Here is a 19,993-nt window from a genome sequence, read left to right on the forward strand (position 1 = left end):
CTTGGTTCGGTAGTACTACTAGTGCTGCTTCCACTACTTGGTTCTGTGCTACTGCTGGTGCTGCTTTCACTACTTGGTTCGGTAGTACTACTAGTACTGTTTCCACTACTTGGTTCGGTAGTACTACTGGTGCTGCTTTCACTGCTTGGTTCCGTGCTGCTGGACTCCCCTGGTTCACCGGTTCCGCCACCACCGCCACCATAGCGTGGCGTATAGCCAGTAATACTGCTTGTTCTTGGCACATCATTGACCACGGCATCAAGGATGCCCCGATTGGTATATTGTTCCAATGATCCATCAGTTTCTGTTTTGTAGGTAATGTAGATCCGTTCCTCCGTATCCCGCAAAGGAATTTCAAAGGACCCATCACTATTTAAAACGATCGGTACTTGATCAACATACGTTGGGTTGGAAACGCTGGGTCCATAGACTACTCGGGCACTCGTACTGATGAGTGTCTGATGAGGACCTAAAATATCAATAAACGTTCCATCTTTGATCGTCACTTGATTTGTATCAAACGAGTTGATGTACACACGCCAATCAATAATCCGTTTGGGTTCTTGCGTACCTAAATACAGTCCTTGTTTGGTGAGTAAGGCTCCCTCCCCTGTATCATCCACTGCTTGAATAAAAATAGGCACCGATTGCGTTCCATTTACTGTTTCGAAGTTGATGTTGTTGATTTGGTTCTCTGTCACTTCATCGCTGAACTTTGTCCAAAAATAAAAGTCCCCGTGTACATTGGTATTTTGTTCGACAAATTCCGTGAAAACAAAGGTCAGCTGATTGCCAACTTGGGTAACATTGACCACTAAGTTGTTATTTTCATCGTATAAAGCATACGTATTATTGACGCCTTCAATCTCAACTGGCAAGGTGACAGTCGCTTTGTCACCGGCTTTTAAATCTCCTAAATCCTCCAAACTCCAGGTCATATCTATTTTGAAGGAATCATCCTTTTCAATACTTGTGATGACCTCGTTGCGGCTATTAACGATCGATACATTTGTGATCAGGTTGGCACCCACATCGGTTTCCCCATAAACAATCCGGATACCAGCAAATAAAGGAATCAGCAACAGTAAGACTGCAAATGCTTTTCCAAGTCGTGTGATCATTGGTCTCCTCCCTCAAATAAGTGCTTCCCTAAATCCATCGACCGCAGCCTTCACTGTACTCGAAATGAATTTTGCATCTGACAGTTGTCGTGTTCTAACAGTGTCTCTTCGTTTGTTTGACAAAATGAGCGTTACTTAATTTTATCTGCTTTTCAATGATTTGCACAATTAAAAGGCTTCATGGATAGAAATTTAGACAAACTAGCTAATAAAAAGCCAACTCCCAATCAGTACAAACTGAAAGAGATTTGGCTTGAAGAATAAATTACTCTGTAGGATCGGCGATCCTATCAATTTGCTGCAAGTACCGATACTGACAAACAAAGTAAAAAACGATTTGGAAAATCAAAAAGAGACTAACGATCACACCGTAGTATTGCCATACAGGCAATTCTACTAAAATACGCAAAGCGGTCATTGCCACCGCAAAATGGATCATTGCCACGACTGTTGGCAAGAAGTACATCACTTGCAGTTGGCGTCGCAGAACTTTGTGACGCTCCTTCGGCGACACACCTAAGATATGCAAGGAACGGTGGTACGCCCCATCTTTATCTAAATCTGCAAATAAACGGAAATAGATAATTGAAGCGGAGAAAATAAAGAAAACCGAACCCAGTAATACCGTGATCATTAAGATGATGCCATTTCCTTGACGATTTTCTTGGAAAACTTGGTATTTCGAGGTATAAGACGTACGCATCGGAATGTCTTTTGCTGCTTCTGCCCACTCTTCATCCGTATAGTCACCTTTGGCTTCAAACTCCTGACTGAGCTCTTCGTATTGCTGATCGATCAAGGCATTTTCTTTATCTAAATTCCCATTGAAATCAGATACCAATTCAGGTGTTTCAGCCCATTCTGGATAGTCTAACCAAATAAAACCAGATTCCATATCGTCGGTGGATTTTTGCAAGAGGGCTTGCCACTCCTCAAAGGTTTTATCTGTCACAACTGACAGTCCAAAGTAATCCAGAGAAAGCATTGAGGGACTGTGGACAATCGTAACATCTTTTTTTATACCGGTCTCTGATCCCAATTCGATTGGATAGATACTTGTACGTTCGTTCTCAGGGACTTCTAGAAGCTGTTTTCGACGTGAATAATTAGCACTAAGTGTCATTATTTGATTATCTGCAACAGAATCAGCTTCCTCACCAATTTGTTTCATCATTTTCTGATAGTCGCTTTCTCGCATAATTGAAAAGCCATTCGTCGTATAGAATGAATCATTCGTAACTGCAGATTCATCAAGATTCGCATATGCCCATAGTAAGGAAACACTATCCGTTACAGGCGCATACCCTTTTTCTTCTATAGCAGTTTTAATTTCGTTTACTTTTCCCTCGGTATGATTGAGGTCTTCTGGCCCAGACCACGGAAACACATAGGCTACACTGATTCCTTGGATCGAAGAAAAAGAAGAGCTGCCGATTGCCAACATCACGGAAATCCCAACGAATGCCACGGAGGTACTAATAGCGATCAGACTATACATCGCCGCATTGTCTCGCATGCGAAAGATCCATTCGCTGATAGTCAACATCCGAGTGCCCCGTAAGAAGGTCGACCGTTTCTTTAATCGTTTCAACAGAAATACGCTGAACTGATGGAATGACAAAATCGTGCCTGCAACAGTCAACAAGACTCCTAGCATAAGTGGCAGCATTGAGTACGTTTGGTAGCTAAAATAAAAGACCAATCCATAGCCAACTAGCAACAGCACAATTCCTGAAAATGCCAATGCCCAATGACTTTTTGGCTCAGGACGCGGTTTTTCATTTTCCTTGATCAAGGAGATGATCTGCTCTCCTTGCAAAGCCCGAGTACTGAAAAAGGAGATCAAGAGAAAAATAAAAACATAAATCCCAAAGGTCAATCCTAAACCTTCCATAGGAACCATAAATCTCAGTCCTTCTGTTAGATACATGACATTTTGCGCAATCAGCAGCAATAATTTCGTCAATAAAATCCCTAACCCAATACCGGTCACTGTGGCACAGGTTCCTAAAAGGGCATTTTCGACAAACAAAATCTTTCGCAGATCTTTTTCTTCGATCCCCAAAATCAAGTAGATTGCCAGATCACGTTTGCGTCGTTTTAAAAAGACCACAAATGTATACCATAAAAACAACAGCGACAGTAAAGCGATCACCACAAGTGCGACGGATAGACCGACCTTCGCCAATTCTGAAAGTGTACCGCTATTGGACAAATTTTCTTCCAATTGCGGATGAAAGAGCAAAAGACTAAAGATATAAAACACCATCGCCGCGAAGGCGCTACTGACGAAGTAGGCCGCATAGGTTCGAAAATTCCCCCGCAGATTACGAATGATCAACTGTCTGAAATTCATGACGGCGACCTCCTAAATGTGCTAGGACTTCAAGAATTTTTTGATAAAATTGCTGTTGATCAGCCCCGCGATAGACTTCGTTATACAGCTTTCCATCTTTGATGAAAACGACCCGATCAGAAAAGCTGGCAGAATAAGGATCATGGGTGACCATCATGGTGGTGACCTTAAGTTGCTTGTTCATCTGACTTAGTATTTCCATGACATCTCGTGCTGCCTTTGAATCAAGATTGCCCGTCGGTTCATCTGCTAAAAGCAATTCCGGTTGATGGATCAAAGCTCTAGCAATCGCAACTCTCTGCTGCTCTCCACCGGAAAGCTGATAGATGCGTTTGTCTTTTTTCTCATAGATCCCAAGCTCACGTAATAGCTGTTCCGAACGTTCTTTCATTTCAGGAACGGGCACCCGATCCAGTGTCAGTGGTAAAATCACATTCTCAAGCACGCTCAATGGCGAAAGTAAATTGTAGTTTTGAAAAACAAAACCTAGTTGCCGACGACGAAACTCCGCGAGTTTTTGCTTAGATAATTCTAGGGGCTGCTCGCCCTTGATGATCACCGAACCTGAAGTCGGTTTATCCAATGTTGCCACCAAATTCAGCATGGTGGTCTTGCCACTGCCAGATGGACCCATAATGCTGATAAATTCTCCTTCTGGCACTTTGAGATCGATTTGCTGTAAAACCTCAACAGACACTTCCCCTGTGTAGGTTTTCGATACATTTTTCAATTCTAGTAAAGCCATCATCTTCACTCCTTTGCTACCAGTTTAGCAGGCGGCACCGCAATCAGTTATCGATTTCATGATAGAAAGCTTACAAAATTGTAAGAAAGCCTTCACCTCCGAAATGTTAGGGTAACCGTCGTGCCTTGATTCTCCATAGAGGCAAGCGACACATCGATATCTAATTGCGTACTGATCGTTTCAACTAAATAAAGACCGATCCCAGTTGCCTCTCCTGTTTGCCGACCATTCTGACCTGTATAAAAGGGGCGAAAAACCCTTGGCAGATCCGCTTCTGCAATTCCGCACCCTTCATCTGAGATCGTCAATTTTCTAGAAAAAGGATCGATCTCAATATAGACCTTACTGTCTGGCTTTGAGTACTTGACGGCGTTGCTGATGAGCTGAAAGAGCAAAATACCTAGCCATTTTTTGTCTGTTGTCACCGTGATATCCGCTTCACTCATCAGCTTCGGATAGACTTCACTGCGAATAAAATTCCGCTTCTGGTCACCGATACTGTGTTTTAACAATTCCAACAGTGAGGCTGACTCGATAACGAAGTCCTCTGTGAAATCTTCCAAGCGCACAAAATTCAGCGCAGTCGCCAAGCCACTTTTTAAGCGATCTGTTTCAGCTAAAAGATCGTAGCTGTCGACCTCCTCACTTTCAGCCATTAGCGCCAACACTGAGACAGGTGTTTTCATTTGATGAACCCAGATATTCATGAAACGAATATGATTTTGATGGTGCTGATCTAGTTCTGTCAGCCGTTCTTGCTCTTGCTGTTCTTGTGCATCGAACTGCTTGCGCCATTGCTTGGAAAGGTAGCCATTGCTTCGGTGAGTCGCTCTTCCATGCTTGATATAATGATAAAATGCAGTATTGGAAAGGTAATCTACCAAATAAACAAGAACAATGAACAGCCCGAATAGAAGCAGACCATAACCAATCACGAGGTAATTTCGATAGCCATCCAACCAAATCACCAAAACGAACAATGAAATGGCTAGGAAGGTAACGAGTAGTTTAGGTAAATGAACACTTGCATATGCTCTCATTCTTCTGTACCTACTACCGATAAGGCGTAACCCTTGCCGCGAATCGTTTGGATCGGATCATTGATGCCCATTGCCGCCAATTTTTTTCGCAAACGGCCGACATTGACAGAAAGCGTATTGTCATCAACGAAGCGCTCATCATCCCATAATAGATTTAAAATCCGTTCCCGTTTGACCATCTCTGGGTGTGCCGACATTAACAGGGTCAATAATTCTCCTTCTCGAACAGTCAGCCATTCACTGGCTTCACGATAGACCATCTTCAACGCTTCCGGATAATAGGTCAATTCGCCAGCCTTCAAGCTTCTCGCCCGATCAGACTGTGCATAATCCCCATAGACTCTGCGAATATGGCTCTTCACTTTAGCCAGCAGCAAGTCATAAGAAAAAGGTTTGACCAGATAATCATCAGCACCGTATTCTAATGCCATCACTTGGTCCATATTGCCGTCACGTGCGGAGATGAAGAGAATTGGAACCAATGAATGTTCCCTGATTTTTTGGCACCAATAAAACCCATCATAATAAGGCAGATTGACATCTAACAAAACCAAATCAGGTTGGATCAGCAAAAATTCAGCTAAAACCGCAGCGAAATTTTCCGGAACAAAGGTTTGATACGCATAGCGGGATAATTGATTTTCCATCATTTTGACTAACGATTTGTCATCTTCGACCACGAATATTTTCATAGAACCCCTCCTGTTTTCTCTAAAGTTTACCAAAACTACGTGAAAAATACCGCAAAATTCCAGCTTTTTTTAAAAAAGTACACTTATTTATTGTAAGCAAAATTATTTTATAGTATACTACGTTTTGTGATTAAAACTTACTTAAAGTAAAGGTGGAAAAAAATGAAAAATATTTTAGTTGTTAAAGCCAATAACCGTCCTGATGGAGTATCTGCAAAAATGTTTGATACGTTCGTTGAAAATCTTGATACGAACAATGTGGACGTTGTAACCTTTGATGTGTACGCACAACCAATGCCTTATATCGGTCAAACGTTATTTGAAGCATTTGGCAAACTTTCACAAGAACAAGAATTAAACCAAGAAGAACAAGAATTGATGACTGTCCGTCAAGACGTGATGAACAAATTCGCAGCAGCAGATACCATCGTTTTCGCTTTCCCAATGTGGAACCTAACGATCCCAGCAGCTTTGCACACATTCATCGACTATATCTTCCAAGCTGGCTTTACTTTCTCTTATAACGAAGATGGTTCAATGAACCAATTGTTGAAAGACAAAGAAATCGTTCTATTGAATGCCCGTGGTGGTGTTTACTCAGGCGAAATGAGCGCAATGGAAAACGCTGTAACCTTTATGGAAAAAGTTTTCGGTGGTATGTTCGGCATGAACATCACAGAAGAAGTAATCATCGAAGGTCACAATGCAGATCCTTCTAAAACAGCAGAAATCATTGCTGAAGGTTTAGAACGCGTAGCAGCAGCTGCGAAAAAATTCTAATCATTGCTATCGATCAACTCCTCAACAAAGCACTATTGCTGGTTGAGGAGTTTTTTTATCTAAACATGTTGATCGTCCATTGGATCGATAAAACAAAGATGCCCCTTAGAACAGAGCGGTCTAAGGGGCTAAATCTCTTTTTATTTTGATGCTTTCCAATCAAAAGGCAACAGCTCTTCTATCGTCATGATTTTTCCTGCTGCGATCATGACCTGCGTGTTGTGGTTGGCAGGATCCAGCTGGCTGATGAATTCACGGCAACGACCACAAGGTGGGATCGGCTCACCTGCCGAATTGATTGCAACCATCTGTAACACCCGCTGCTGCCCATCGGTGATCATTTGCGCAGCCGCAGCCTGTTCGGCGCAAAAACCCATGGAACAGCTGGTATCGATACAGATCCCTTTATAAATCTGTCCATCTGCAGTAGTCAGAGCTGCCGCAACACTCCCTGCTTCTGCAAATTGAGAGAGCTGTCTGAATCCCAGTTTTTGTTTCGCGGCATCGATCAGCAACTGAAAGTCCATTTTTCTTCCTCCAATAATAAGCTGGCTCATGGTTAAATGAACCGTTTAAGCACCCGCCATGATTTTCGTCAATAGCTCAGGATCAAAGGTCTTTTCCCGCAGCATCGCGATTTCATAGCCATAAGGGGCTTTTTTATTCTTTTTGTCTTCGCCAACATAGGGTGTTTCCAAAATTTTCGGTAACGCTGATAATTGCTCATGATGAACGATCTTATTCAAGGCTTCAAAGCCGATCGTGCCAAAACCAATATTCGCATGTCGGTCTTTGTGGCTGCCCTGTGGATTTTTTGAATCATTGACATGGATGACCTTCAAGCGATCCAACCCGATGATTTTGTCAAACTCGTTTAACACGCCGTCAAAGTCTTCTTTGACATTGTAGCCAGCATCATTCGTGTGACAAGTATCTAGTGTAACGGATAATTTTTCATTTAAGGTAACGCCATCGATAATTGCTGCCAATTCTTCAAAGCTGCGACCAATCTCGGTGCCTTTACCTGCCATTGTTTCTAATGCGATCTGGGCGGTTTGATTTTTTTCAAGGACCTCGTTCAAGCCTTTAATGATCTGCTTGATCCCAGCTTCGGGTCCTGCACCGACATGGGCACCGGGGTGCAACGTGATTTGAGTTGCACCTAAAGCTTGGGCTCGTTGGATTTCTTCTTGTAAGAACGAAACGGCAAAGCCAAAGTTTTCTGGTTTGATGGTATTACCTAAATTAATGATGTAAGGGGCATGGACAACGATATTCGAAATTCCCTTTTCCGTCATAAAATCTTGTCCAGCTGCGATCTGCATCTCTTCGATCGGTTTGCGCCGCGTGTTTTGCGGAGCTCCGGTATAGATCATAAACGTAGTAGCTTGATAGCTAGCCGCCTCTTCTGCTGCTCCTAAAAGCATTTTTTTGCCGCTCATTGAAACGTGTGAACCAATCAACATTTTTCTTTTCCTCCTAAATCTAGTCTTCTCTATTATCGATAAAAGCACCTTGTAAAGCGATTATTTTGCTCATTGCCGTATTTTTTTATCAAGCGAGTCCAAATAACATCAGGACACCCGTCATTAGCGGCATACTTATCAAAAAGCTAATGGAAGAAACAAATCCCACCGCCTCTTCCTCCATCCCAGCAATCACGGAATTAATGACCCCAAATAAAGGGATCGGAGCAAACACTAACAAACAAAGTACTGGTTTTAATAAAACTGGGATCGGTAAAACATAGAAAGCCGCGAACAGCACGAAAGCTAGTCCGTAGCGTAAGCTTAAAATTTTGATTACCGTTGGCGTAGTGTGCTTCGGTAAGCGGAAATCCAAAAATAAGCCAATCATAAACATGGACAGAAACGTATTTGCGATCCCGATTGGCTGAACGAGCGCCAAGGCTGACTCGGGAATCCTCCAATCCGCACTGCGGATAATCAGCATCACTAGATAAATGGTAAATGTTGGCGAGCGCAGGAGATTCAAAAAGATTTTTCCTGGTTCAAACGTCGTCCGCTTTCCAATCAAGAACTCGATGAAAATCGTCGTTCCCCCTGCCAACATGATACTGTTCCCCATATCAAACAGCGAAATCAGTGGAATCCCTAAAGGATAAAAACTTTGGGCAAAAGGAATTGCAAAATTGCCGATATTAAATCCTGACCCGCAGTACATAGCAAACTGTTGCAGCGTGTTCGATTCTTTTTTGGTCAAGAAAAATGCGAAGAGGATCTGGACGATCGTAATGATCAAAGCGATCACAATCAAACTAAGCGCACTGACTTGTACTTGCATTGAAGCTAAATTCAAAATGATTGCTGCCGGTAACGTCACATTCAAAATAATTTTGGATAAGATCGAGCCATCCGCTTTTGAAAGGACATTTAGCCGTTTAAGAAAATACCCTAAGAAGATCATGGCAAATAAACCGGCGGCATTCAACACTATATTTCCCATTCCAACAAAGACCCTTCCTCTACAAAAATTTGAAAAAAAGCGAACCAACAGGTCGGTTCGCTTTTTGCGATTAAAATGTTAATAAGAAATATTTTTTCTTGCCACGACGAATCACGACGTATTTTCCACCGATCCGATCACTTGCTTGGATCTCGTACGTTAGGTCTTGGACGCGTTCCCCATTGATGTAGATGGCCCCATTTTGTACGTCTTCTCTTGCTTGACGTTTTGATGGTTCGATTTTAGCAGTCGTCAACACTTCAACGATGTTCAAAGAATCATCCGCTGTTACCTGATGACTAGGAACCCCTTTAAAGCCTTGTTCGATCTCTTCAGCGTTCAATTCTTTGATATTGCCGCTGAATAAACTTGCTGAGATGCGTACGGCTTGTTCATAAGCCTCTGCCCCATGAACCAAAGTAGTGACTTCTTTTGCCAAAGCTTTTTGTGCTGCTCGAGATTCTGGTGCAGCGTTAAATTCAGCTTCGATCGCAGCGATTTCTTCTAATGATAAGAAGGTGAAATATTTCAAGAATTTGACTGCATCACGATCATCCGTATTGATCCAGAATTGGTAGAACTCGTAAGGCGTTGTTTTCTTGGCATCTAGCCAAACCGCATTGCCTTCTGTTTTCCCAAATTTCGTTCCATCTGCTTTTGTGATCAATGGCATAGTCAAACCGAACCCTTGGACTTCACGCTCACGACGCAATAATTCGATTCCAGAAGTGATATTCCCCCATTGATCGCTACCACCTAATTGCAACAAGCAACCGTGGTTGTCGTAAAGGTTCAAAAAGTCATAGGCTTGTAAAAGCTGGTATGCAAATTCCGTGTAGGAAATTCCTGTTTCGATCCGACGTTTGACACTTTCTTTGCTCATCATGTAGTTGATGGTAAAGTTTTTCCCCGTGTCCCGTAAGAAATCAATCAGTTTCAATTCCCCTAACCATTCATAGTTATTGGCAATGATGGCAGGATTTTCTTGGTCATCAAAATCAATAAAGCGAGATAATTGGCTTTTGATACTTTGTGACCATTCCAAAACGGTATCTAATGTGTTTAATTGACGTTCTTGATCTTTAAAGGATGGGTCACCGATCATTCCTGTACCGCCACCAACTAATGCGATCGGCACATGTCCGTTTTGTTGGAAACGGCGCAACATCAAAATAGGCAATAAATGACCAATATGCAGGCTATCTGCGGTAGGATCAAAGCCGATATATAGTTTCACAGACTCTTCATTTAATTGTTTGGTCAAGGCTGCTTCGTCTGTGGTCTGATGAACTAATCCGCGTTGCTTTAGTTCTTCAAAAAAGTCTGTACTCATTCTTTCTCCTCCTAATAATTGCTTCATTGTTCATCTTAACTGAAAAAGAGGGCAATGAAAAGTCTTTCTCTCAAAGTCCTTTACCAAAAAAGAAACTTTTAGGCAAATCTGTTCGTTTTCCCTTATTATCGCTGGTTCAATACAAATACCAACTGGCATTTTCTCGCACACTTCTTTCGATAACAGATAGGGTGCTACCCAAGCGCCTTGTTTTTTGCTATAATTACACGGAATCTATTCTAATTTATTGAGGTGACTCTTTTTGTCCCAGAAAACGAAAAATCAAAAGAATACAGAAAACAAAAATAGAGGCTGGTTCTATTTCAATATCAGTCTTAGGGTTTTACATGCCTTGTTCTTAGTGGCTATTTCTTTACTGGTGCTAGGCGGTTCTTTAGCTTTAGGGATCGGTGCCGGCTACTTTGCTTTTCTTGTGGAAGATACCGCAGCTCCTTCTAAAGATGAGTTGCAGAAAGAACTGACCGACATCACAGAGACTTCTCAACTCGCATACGCTGATGGCAGTAAAATCGCAACGATTCGCTCAGATCTGATGCGAACGTCGGTTAATTCCGATCAAATTTCAGACTACTTGAAAAAAGCGATCATCGCAACAGAGGACGAATATTTTAATATTCATAATGGCGTCGTACCAAAAGCAGTCGTGCGGGCGTTATTATCCGAAGCGACAGGCTTTGGCGGCAGCGGGGGTTCCACTTTGACCCAGCAGCTGGTGAAACAACAAATCCTTTCCAGTGAAACGACCTTCAAACGCAAAGCCAATGAGATTTTATTAGCCATGGAAGTGGAGAAATTTTTCGATAAAGATGAGATCGTCACCATGTATCTAAACATCTCCCCTTTTGGCCGGAACAATAAAGGGCAAAATATCGCAGGTGTGCAAGAAGCGGCGCAAGGAATTTTTGGCGTTAACGCAGCTGACCTGTCTTTACCGCAAGCAGCCTTTATTGCGGGTCTGCCACAAAGCCCGATCGTCTACAGCCCTTATACAAATACGGGCGAGATCAAGGAAAACTTGACCGCTGGCTTAGAGCGGAAAGACTTCGTGCTCTTCAGTATGTATCGTAACCACGATATTACGAAAGAAGAATACGAAGAGGCGCTTAATTATGACTTGAAGCAAGACTTCAAAAAACAAGAAGCCATTGAACAAACGGATCAAAGCTTCCTTTATTACACTGTGTTAAATGAAGCAAAAGACATTATTGCCAAACAGCTGGCAGATGAAGATGATGTCAGTGACGAAGAATATGCCAAAGACGAAACCTACCAAAAATACTTCGAATTGGCGCAGCAAAAACTGGTTAATGGTGGCTATACCGTCACATCAACGATCGATAAAGATATTTATAATGCAATGCAAGATGCCGTCGATAAATACGGCTATATGTTAGACAACTGGGGCGACTCCACCATCGAAGTCGGCAACGTCATGATGGACAATGCCACCGGGAAAGTATTAGGCTTTATTGGTGGTCGTAACTATGCTGACAATCAATTCAACCATGCCTTTGATGCTAAACGCCAAGCAGGTTCAAGTATCAAACCAATGCTGGTTTACGGACCGGCGATCGAAAGTGGCTTGATGGGCTCTGAATCAATGGTTTCTGATTATGCCGCAAAATGGCGGACAGGAGAAAACGCCGGTGAGCCGATCGTCAATGCCACAAACCGTGGAACCAATACTTTTATGTCGATTCGCGAATCATTGGAAGTTTCCAGTAATATCGCAGCGACAAATATTTTCCAAGATCTGTGGGAAAAAGAAGGCGATCATTTTTATGCCTATTCAAATTATTTGAGCAAAATGGGCTATCCTGAAGATAACAGCTGGGCATATGAATCAGCGCCATTAGGGGTTACCGATGTCACAGTGTTGAATCAAACAAATGGCTTCCAAACATTTGCCAATAACGGTGTCTATCAGCAAGGCTACATCATCGAATCAATCAAGGATAATGAAGGCGAAGTGCTTTATCAGCATGAAGCCAAACCGGTCCAAGTCTTTTCTGAAGCGACAGCTTCCATTATGACCGACATGATGCGTAGTGTTATCGATGAGCAAAAAACCAGTTCCTTTAAATCGGTTATCAGCGGATTAGATTGGAACCTCGGGAATGCCGATTGGGTCGGTAAAACTGGGTCTACCAATAATTGGTCTGACTCTTGGCTAGTCGTTTCCACCCCATCGATCACAATCAGCAGCTGGTCAGGGCGGGATGACAATAAAGCTACCGATAGTGCAGCAGGAACTCGGACAGCCAATTACATGGCTTACTTGATCAATCGTATCTATCAAACAAACCAAGAAGTCTTTGGTGTAAATCAGAAGTTTGAACTTTCTAGTGATGTCAAAAAAGCTCAAGTTTCCAAGTTTACTGGTACCCAACCAGGAGGAACCGTGCGAGTCGATAATCGAACCTATACGAATCCAAGTAGTACCGTTACTTCTTATTGGGCAACTGGCGGACCAGATACGGTCGATTTCAAATTTGGACTCGGTGGTTCAGATGCAAACTATGCTGACTATTGGAAAAAAGCATCTTCTAGCCGTTCAACAAATCGTTCGTCGAATACATCATCGAATAACGCATCCAACAATGTTACACCTACTGCAAATGATGACGACGAGGACGAGCAAGAAAATAACCAACCTAATACAAATGATGATGATGACTGATCAGCCTTGTGCTGATCAGTTTTTTTATACAAAAAAAGTGTGGGTAGAAAATCCATAGATTTTCTACCCACACGAACGATCGTTGAAGCAAAAAGTGGAACAACAAAGCGTTGCTCCACTAGTCTTTTTATTAAATCGCTGCTTATTTCGTAGAGCTTTTTTCTGAAATACCGTAAGGCAAGACGATCGTTTTTTGTTCTACATCTTCTTTGTTCATCATTTTAGTTAATAGACGCATCGCAACGGCACCCATATCATACAATGGTTGCGTCACACTTGATAAGCGTGGACGAGCTGCTTCAGCCAATAATGAGTTGTTGCTGGTGATGATCTCGAAATCCTCAGGAACTTTAACGCCTTTGTCTAACAAACCATCTAAGACGCCGATGGCTAACTCATCGTCTGTGACATAAGCTGCTGTTGCACCACTGTTGATGATGCGATCAACTAATGCTAAGCCTTCTTTAAAGCTGTATGGTGATTCAAAGATCAACCCTTCAGAATAGTCAAGGTTGTTTTCTTTCAAGGCTTCTTTATAGCCTTTCAAGCGGTTTTGGCCATTGATTGGATCGATCAAAGCACCGCTGACAAAAGCGATTTTTTGATTGTTTTTCGCCAATAATGAAACAGCATCTTTGGCAGCTGCTGTGTAATCGATATTGACACTTCCTACTTGTTCATCAGGATCGATCGAACCAGCTAAAACGACTGGTGTTTTTGAGCGAGAGAATTCCCCGCGAATTTCATCCGTGATGCGATGACCCATGAAGATAACGCCGTCCACTTGTTTTGCTAACAAGTTGTTCAATACGTTGACTTCTTTCATCGTATCGCCATCAGAGTTGGCTAAGATGATATTGTATTTATACATGGTCGCTACATCATCGATCCCACGAGCAAGTGATGAGAAGAACATATTGCTGACATCAGGAATGATAACACCAACAGTTGTGGTCTTTTTACTTGCCAACCCTCGAGCAACTGCGTTTGGACGATAATCCAAGCGGTCGATCACTTCCAGCACTTTCTTACGAGTTGCTGGTTTTACATTTGGATTTCCGTTGACTACCCGTGAAACAGTTGCCATCGATACATTCGCTTCCCGTGCAACATCATAAATCGTAATTGTTTGTTTTTCCATGATATATCTCCCTTATTCTATTTTCAGAAAATCTTATTTACATTTCTTTGTTAGGATAGCAAATTTTTTCTGGATTTGCAACCGTTTTAATTTTGTTTTCATGAAAACTTAGCAATTTCCTACTTTCCCCTCCCCTATTCTCTTCGAAAGCATGATAAAATAGAAAAAGAATACTTGAAAGAAGGTTTTATCAAATGAATGATAAAAAAATCAATGAGTTAAATGCCTGGTTGAAAACCAATGGCGCCGATGTTACCTATATTTCTAATCCAGCAACGATCGCTTATTTTTCCGGTTTTAAAAGTGAACCTCATGAACGGGTCCTTGCTTTGTTCGTCGCACCTGGAAAAGATCCCTTTCTTTTCACACCAGCTCTGGAAGTAGAAGAAGCAAAAAATAGCGGCTGGCCCTTTGACATTATCGGTTATCTCGATAGTGAAGATCCTTGGGCGAAAATCTGCCAAGAATTGACCTCTCGTTATGAGGTTTCTTCCTTGGCATTAGAAAAAAATGACCTTTCCGTCGAGCGCTATGAAGCATTGAAACGGTTCTTGCCAAAAACCGATTTTTCTTTAGATGTGACCCCGGTGATTCAAAAAATGCAATTAACAAAAACCGCGTCTGAGATTGACACCTTACTAGAAGCTGGCAACTGGGCAGATGTTGCTTTTGAGGTTGGGTTTGCTGCCATCAAAGAAGGCGTTAGCGAAATGGCAATCGTGGCAGAAATTGAGTACGAGTTGAAAAAACGTGGGGTTTCCCATATGTCCTTCGATACGACCGTATTAGCTGGTGCCAATGCAGCAAGTCCTCATGGCGTACCTGGGGATCGCAAAGTGACTGCCAATGAACTCGTCTTATTTGATTTAGGAGTCATCTGGAAAGGGTATTGCAGCGATGCAACCAGAACGGTTGCCTATAAAGAACCGACTGCATTACAAAGAAAAATTTATGACATCGTCTTAGAGGCGGAATTGGCCGCTCAAGCAGCAGTTAAACCTGGGATCACCGCTGGAGAATTAGACAAGATCGCTCGTGATGTGATTACGGGTTATGGCTATGGCGACTACTTCAACCATCGTTTAGGTCATGGCATCGGGACCACGGTTCATGAGTTCCCCTCTTTGATCACTGGCAATGATTTAGTGATTGAAGAAGGCATGTGCTTCTCTATCGAACCAGGGATTTATTTGCCAGATCAAGTCGGTGTTCGTATTGAAGATTGCATCTATGTCACTGCAGATGGCTGTGTACCATTTACCAAAACAGAAAAAGAATTGTTGATTTTATCTTGATTCTTTTAATGAAACGGCGCAATATGTTGGAATTACATGAAAAGGAGTGTTCTTATGAGTAAAAAAGTGTTGGTTTTAGGCGGCACGCGTTTTTTCGGTAAATATTTGGTTCAATCTTTAGTGGATCAAAGCTATGATGTCACGATCGCTACCAGAGGGAAGACGACTGATTCTTTTGGGGATCAAGTCAACCGACTTGTCTTTGATCGCACGGATGAACAAAGTATCAAAACGACGTTGACACAAGAAACCTATGATGTTATTTACGACAATATTGCTTATACTTCAAATGATATTGAGATTCTGTTGCGTCATGTAACACCCAAACGCTACATTGTCACTAGTTCGATGTCTGCCTATCATGAACTGCACTTCGATTTGAAAGAAGCGGATTTTGATCCTGCCAAAGAAGCGGTCAAAATTGTTTGCTCTGAGGAAGTCAATTATGCTGAAGGCAAGCGAACCGTGGAAGAAATCCTGACCCAAAAATACAGTCAGATCCCCTCCGTTTTTGTCCGCTTTCCTTATGTGATTGGTGCAGATGATTACACAAAACGTTTTACCTTTTACATTGACCATCTTATAAAGCAAAAGCCAATGGCTGTCGATAATCTAACGCATCAAATGGGCTTTGTGGATGCCCAAGAAGCTGGTAAATTTTTAGCGTTTTTAGGTACCAGCTCTTTCACAGGACCCATCAATGGTGCGTCAAAAGGTACGATCTCTTTAGAAGAAGTGCTGCAATACGTATCGAAAAAAACCGGTCTTTCCCCGCTCTTTTCAGAAACAGCCGATCAAGGCCCTTACAATGGTACACCTGCTTATTCGATCAATGTGGCGCTCGCTGAGGAAACTGGTTTTTCATTCAGTCAACTGCAGGATTGGATCTACCAACTTTGCGATTGGGAAATCGCCCAAGCATCAAACGAATAACTACTGAAATCACAAAAAAACGTTCGCCGATTTAACTGGCGAACGTTTTTATCTTTTAAAGTAATCAAATTTTGTATCCTTGCTTATGCTTCAGGATTGTTTTTTTCTAATGTATCTTTTAATTCTTCTTTTGCATCTTCCAAGTCAGCTTTAGCTTCTTTTGTTTCTGCTTTCGCTGTTTTTTTGGCATCATCCGCTGCTTTTCCAGCTTCTTTTTTCAAATCAGCTGCGGCTGCTTGACCGTCTTTTTTGGCTTCTTCAACTACAGGTTTTGCTTCTTGTGCCCCTTCTTTGACGGTTTGTTTCATATCCGCTGCAGAAGATTTTGCATCAATGATGATATCTTGGACTGTATCATCTGCATCTTCTTTGGCATCTTTCGCTGTTTCTTTCACATCGCTTGCTGATTTTTTGAAGCGTTCTGATAGGTCACCTGCTTGTTTCTTTAACTCTTCAACGGTTTCTTCTGATGAACCAGCTGCTGTTTCTTTTAAGTCATCGACTTTCGCTGTTAAAGAACCGGTAAAGTCAGATGCTTGCTCGCTTAATTTTGCTGCTTTATCTTTAGCGATATCGACAAGATCCGTACTTCTTTCTTTGGCTAAATCACCATAATCAGATGCTTTATCTAATAAATCGTCTGCTTGTTTTGCTAATTTATTTCTTAATGTTTTACCAGATTCTGGCGCCAACAAAAGTGCTGCTGCTGCTGCCGCTGTTCCTCCGATGATTGCTCCTAATAAAAATCCGCCTTTTTTACTCATTGAAAGTCCTCCTTTTATTTTTGGTTATTTTTGTCTTTGAAAAATTTCATGGCTGTTTGACCGACTTTTCCAGCTACCGTTGCTTTGGCAGTGGTCCGGCCAAGACTACCCACGCGCGTAATTAAATTTTTTCCAGAAACATTTAGTTCTGAAACACTGGTACTTAGATCTGCAACTGCTGTGAACAAAGGATCGATGGTTGCGACTTTTCCGTTCACATCTTGTAAAAGCTCATTCGTTTTTACCAATAGACCTTCAACCTCTTTTGAAAGAATATCAACATCTTTGGTAATGACACGGATGGTTGTGTTTGCTTCTTCGACCGTTTTGTCTACTTTGGTCATTGTCTTGCTGACTTGCATCAACAAACGAACGACGAAAATGACCAATACGACAAATGCGATCGCAGCAATCAATGCAGCTAGTTCTCCTCCTGACATAGAATGGCTCCTTTCCCCATTTACTTATATTAAGAATAGCATTTCACTGCACTTTCTACAAATAAAAGACTGCATTTTTAAGAAAATTATCCGCTTTCAACAGGAAATAATAAAAAAACAAAGCAATTTCATCAGAAATTGCCTTGTTTAGGAGTTTTTGTTATTTTTTTGACTCTTTCGGTGCTTCTTTGACTTCTTTTTGAGCCGGAGCTAGTTCTTTTCCTAACTCGATCAAATACTCTTTCAAGTTGTCTTTGACTTCAGGGTGTACTAAACCATACTCAATACTTGTTTTTAAGAAACCAAATTTGTCTCCTACATCGTAACGCTTGCCGGTAAATTGATGAGCAAACACGCGTTGGGTTTTGTTTAATGTGTCGATGGCATCCGTCAATTGGATCTCGCCGCCAGCACCAGGTTCCTGATTGGCTAAAATATCAAAAATTTCAGGGGTCAGCAAGTAGCGGCCAATAATTGCTAAATCACTTGGCGCATTTTCTGGCGCTGGTTTTTCAACAAAGTTTTTGACATTGAACAAACCTTTTTCAACTTCCATACCAGGATCAATGATTCCGTATTTTGATGTATCTTCATGAGGAACATCCATGACAGCGATCGTTGATGCATGCGTTTTTTCATAATTATCGATCAGCTGTTTCGTCAATGGCACTTGATCTTCCATCAAGTCATCACCTAGCATGACTACAAACGGTTCATTTCCGACAAATGCCCGCGCCTGTAATACGGCATGGCCTAATCCTTTCGGATGAGATTGGCGAATGAAATGCAGATTTACGTCAGTTGTTTCTTCCACTAATTTCAAAAGCTCTGTCTTGCCTTTTTCTTTTAGATTCATCTCTAATTCTAAATTGGCATCGAAATGGTCTTCGATCGGACGCTTTGCTTTTCCTGTTACGATCAAAATATCTTCGATCCCTGATTGTAAAGCTTCTTCCACGATAAATTGGATCGTTGGTTTGTCAACGATCGGCAACATTTCCTTTGCCATTGCTTTTGTAGCTGGTAAAAATCGGGTACCTAGACCGGCTGCTGGGATAACTGCTTTTTTGACATTCATGTGACTCGCTCCTTTAATCATAATGATTGATCTACCGTAAATTCGTTTTCTTCTTTGCCGTCTCGCAGCATAATATCTTTAGCTGCTTGCTTGATGTCTTTGCCTTCATACAAGACCGAATAAATCGTTTCTGTGATTGGCATTTCCACTGACAAAGCTTCTGCTAATTCGCGGGCAGCTTTGGTGGTTGAAACTCCTTCAACGATCATGCCCATATTGTCTAACACTTCGTCTAAGCTATGGCCTTTTCCTAATAGGTTTCCGGCACGCCAATTCCGCGAATGGACACTGGTACACGTGACGATCAAATCGCCAACACCACTCAATCCGATAAAGGTTAATGGATTTGCACCCATTGCCACACCGAGACGACTGATTTCTGCTAACCCACGGGTCATGATCGCAGCCTTCGCATCATCCCCAAAGCCCAGTCCAGCAATCGCTCCGGCACCAATAGCGATGATGTTTTTCAGCGCGGCGCCAGTTTCGACACCGATCACATCGTTATTGGTGTAGATTCTAAAGTAATCATTCATAAATAGCTCTTGTACATATTTAGCAGCCGATTCATTTTCTGAAGCTGCCGTGATCGTGGTAATATCATGGACAGCGACTTCTTCGGCATGTGATGGTCCTGACAGGACAACGATTTCTTGCCGTTTATCGGCTGGGATCTCTTCGGCAAGTACTTCTGAGATTCGTTTATGACTGCCTTGTTCTAATCCTTTTGAGGCATGGATGATAACTGGTTTACCGGTTGTCTTCTTAGTGAATTCTTGTGCCACGGCACGAATCGCTTTGGTTGGTACTACAAACAATACAGCATCTGCCTCTTGGATCGCCTCTTCTAGATTTTTGCAGCCTAAAATATTTTCAGGTAATTTCAAATCAGGCAAATAATGCCGATTGGTATGATACGTATTGATTTCATCGATTTGGGCGGGATTGTTGCCCCAAATAGTCACTTCATGTCCGTTTTCAGACAAGACTTGTGCCAAAGCAGTCCCCCATGATCCGGGACCTAAAACGGCGATTTTCTGTTTCACTATGGAAACCTCCTCTATCCTTTTCGCAAATTCATGCACTTTATCATTTTACCATAATTTCG

General features: G+C 42.0%; 18 protein-coding genes. 4 read left to right on the forward strand and 14 right to left on the reverse strand.

Annotated features, from left to right (window positions below):
- The 5 genes from A5877_RS01730 to A5877_RS01750 form a co-directional block, all read right to left on the reverse strand.
- A partial coding sequence (locus A5877_RS01730) for an Ig-like domain-containing protein (RefSeq protein ID WP_086316222.1) occupies nucleotides 1–1,121 on the reverse strand: 1,121 nt, incomplete at its 3' end.
- 265 nt (nucleotides 1,122–1,386) lie between these two features.
- Complete coding sequence (locus A5877_RS01735) at nucleotides 1,387–3,477, reverse strand: ABC transporter permease (protein ID WP_086316223.1); 2,091 nt, start codon at nucleotides 3,475–3,477, stop codon at nucleotides 1,387–1,389.
- The gene (locus A5877_RS01740; RefSeq protein ID WP_005235419.1) at nucleotides 3,449–4,225 is read right to left on the reverse strand and encodes an ABC transporter ATP-binding protein; all 777 of its coding nucleotides are present in this window, start codon (nucleotides 4,223–4,225) and stop codon (nucleotides 3,449–3,451) included. The genes A5877_RS01735 and A5877_RS01740 overlap by 29 nt, the downstream gene beginning before the upstream one ends.
- 89 nt (nucleotides 4,226–4,314) lie before the next feature.
- Entirely contained in the window at nucleotides 4,315–5,262 is a 948-nt protein-coding gene (locus A5877_RS01745) for a HAMP domain-containing sensor histidine kinase (protein WP_086316224.1), read from the reverse strand.
- The gene (locus tag A5877_RS01750) at nucleotides 5,259–5,954 is read right to left on the reverse strand and encodes a response regulator transcription factor (protein ID WP_008378457.1); all 696 of its coding nucleotides are present in this window, start codon (nucleotides 5,952–5,954) and stop codon (nucleotides 5,259–5,261) included. Before A5877_RS01750 ends, A5877_RS01745 begins: the two co-directional genes overlap by 4 nt.
- Nucleotides 5,955–6,116: 162 nt before the next feature.
- Between A5877_RS01750 and A5877_RS01755 the strand changes: the two genes are divergently transcribed.
- Complete coding sequence (locus A5877_RS01755; protein WP_005225804.1) at nucleotides 6,117–6,734, forward strand: FMN-dependent NADH-azoreductase; 618 nt, start codon at nucleotides 6,117–6,119, stop codon at nucleotides 6,732–6,734.
- A 140-nt stretch (nucleotides 6,735–6,874) separates the two neighbouring features.
- On the opposite strand, the gene A5877_RS01760 is transcribed toward A5877_RS01755, so the two are convergent.
- From A5877_RS01760 to tyrS, 4 genes are all read right to left on the reverse strand, one after another.
- Nucleotides 6,875–7,261 carry a cytidine deaminase gene (locus tag A5877_RS01760; RefSeq protein WP_086316225.1) on the reverse strand — a complete coding sequence of 129 codons (387 nt, stop codon included), beginning with the start codon at nucleotides 7,259–7,261 and terminating at the stop codon, nucleotides 6,875–6,877.
- 45 nt (nucleotides 7,262–7,306) lie between these two features.
- Complete coding sequence (locus A5877_RS01765; RefSeq protein ID WP_005225802.1) at nucleotides 7,307–8,200, reverse strand: deoxyribonuclease IV; 894 nt, start codon at nucleotides 8,198–8,200, stop codon at nucleotides 7,307–7,309.
- 88 nt (nucleotides 8,201–8,288) lie between these two features.
- Nucleotides 8,289–9,200: an AEC family transporter gene (locus tag A5877_RS01770; RefSeq protein ID WP_016612232.1), complete on the reverse strand. Its 912-nt coding sequence runs from the start codon at nucleotides 9,198–9,200 to the stop codon at nucleotides 8,289–8,291.
- Between the two features lie 70 nt (nucleotides 9,201–9,270).
- On the reverse strand, nucleotides 9,271–10,533 hold the full coding sequence (tyrS, locus tag A5877_RS01775; RefSeq protein ID WP_008378466.1) for a tyrosine--tRNA ligase: 1,263 nt from the start codon (nucleotides 10,531–10,533) through the stop codon (nucleotides 9,271–9,273).
- Nucleotides 10,534–10,795: 262 nt separating this feature from the next.
- Between tyrS and A5877_RS01780 the strand changes: the two genes are divergently transcribed.
- On the forward strand, nucleotides 10,796–13,234 hold the full coding sequence (locus A5877_RS01780) for a transglycosylase domain-containing protein (protein WP_016612234.1): 2,439 nt from the start codon (nucleotides 10,796–10,798) through the stop codon (nucleotides 13,232–13,234).
- Between the two features lie 142 nt (nucleotides 13,235–13,376).
- On the opposite strand, the gene ccpA is transcribed toward A5877_RS01780, so the two are convergent.
- Nucleotides 13,377–14,375, reverse strand: coding sequence for a catabolite control protein A (gene ccpA / locus A5877_RS01785; RefSeq protein WP_008378470.1), 999 nt, complete (start codon nucleotides 14,373–14,375; stop codon nucleotides 13,377–13,379).
- Nucleotides 14,376–14,569: 194 nt separating this feature from the next.
- On the opposite strand from ccpA, the gene A5877_RS01790 reads away from it, so the two are divergent.
- Both A5877_RS01790 and A5877_RS01795 read left to right on the forward strand, forming a co-directional pair.
- Nucleotides 14,570–15,670, forward strand: coding sequence for a Xaa-Pro peptidase family protein (locus A5877_RS01790; protein ID WP_086316226.1), 1,101 nt, complete (start codon nucleotides 14,570–14,572; stop codon nucleotides 15,668–15,670).
- Nucleotides 15,671–15,724: 54 nt separating this feature from the next.
- Complete coding sequence (locus A5877_RS01795; RefSeq protein ID WP_086316227.1) at nucleotides 15,725–16,603, forward strand: NAD-dependent epimerase/dehydratase family protein; 879 nt, start codon at nucleotides 15,725–15,727, stop codon at nucleotides 16,601–16,603.
- 83 nt (nucleotides 16,604–16,686) lie between these two features.
- On the opposite strand, the gene A5877_RS01800 is transcribed toward A5877_RS01795, so the two are convergent.
- The 4 genes from A5877_RS01800 to A5877_RS01815 form a co-directional block, all read right to left on the reverse strand.
- Complete coding sequence (locus A5877_RS01800; RefSeq protein WP_005235400.1) at nucleotides 16,687–17,367, reverse strand: YtxH domain-containing protein; 681 nt, start codon at nucleotides 17,365–17,367, stop codon at nucleotides 16,687–16,689.
- Nucleotides 17,368–17,381: 14 nt separating this feature from the next.
- On the reverse strand, nucleotides 17,382–17,807 hold the full coding sequence (locus tag A5877_RS01805; protein WP_005235398.1) for a DUF948 domain-containing protein: 426 nt from the start codon (nucleotides 17,805–17,807) through the stop codon (nucleotides 17,382–17,384).
- A gap of 160 nt (nucleotides 17,808–17,967) precedes the next feature.
- On the reverse strand, nucleotides 17,968–18,885 hold the full coding sequence (galU, locus tag A5877_RS01810; protein WP_008378473.1) for a UTP--glucose-1-phosphate uridylyltransferase GalU: 918 nt from the start codon (nucleotides 18,883–18,885) through the stop codon (nucleotides 17,968–17,970).
- A 17-nt stretch (nucleotides 18,886–18,902) separates the two neighbouring features.
- A complete protein-coding gene (locus A5877_RS01815; protein WP_086316228.1) occupies nucleotides 18,903–19,931 on the reverse strand; it encodes an NAD(P)H-dependent glycerol-3-phosphate dehydrogenase in 1,029 nt (342 codons plus the stop codon).
- Nucleotides 19,932–19,993 lie beyond the last annotated feature (62 nt).

The organism is Enterococcus sp. 3C7_DIV0644 (assembly GCF_002141235.1).
Classification (GTDB): Bacteria; Bacillota; Bacilli; order Lactobacillales; family Enterococcaceae; genus Enterococcus_D; species Enterococcus_D entomosocium.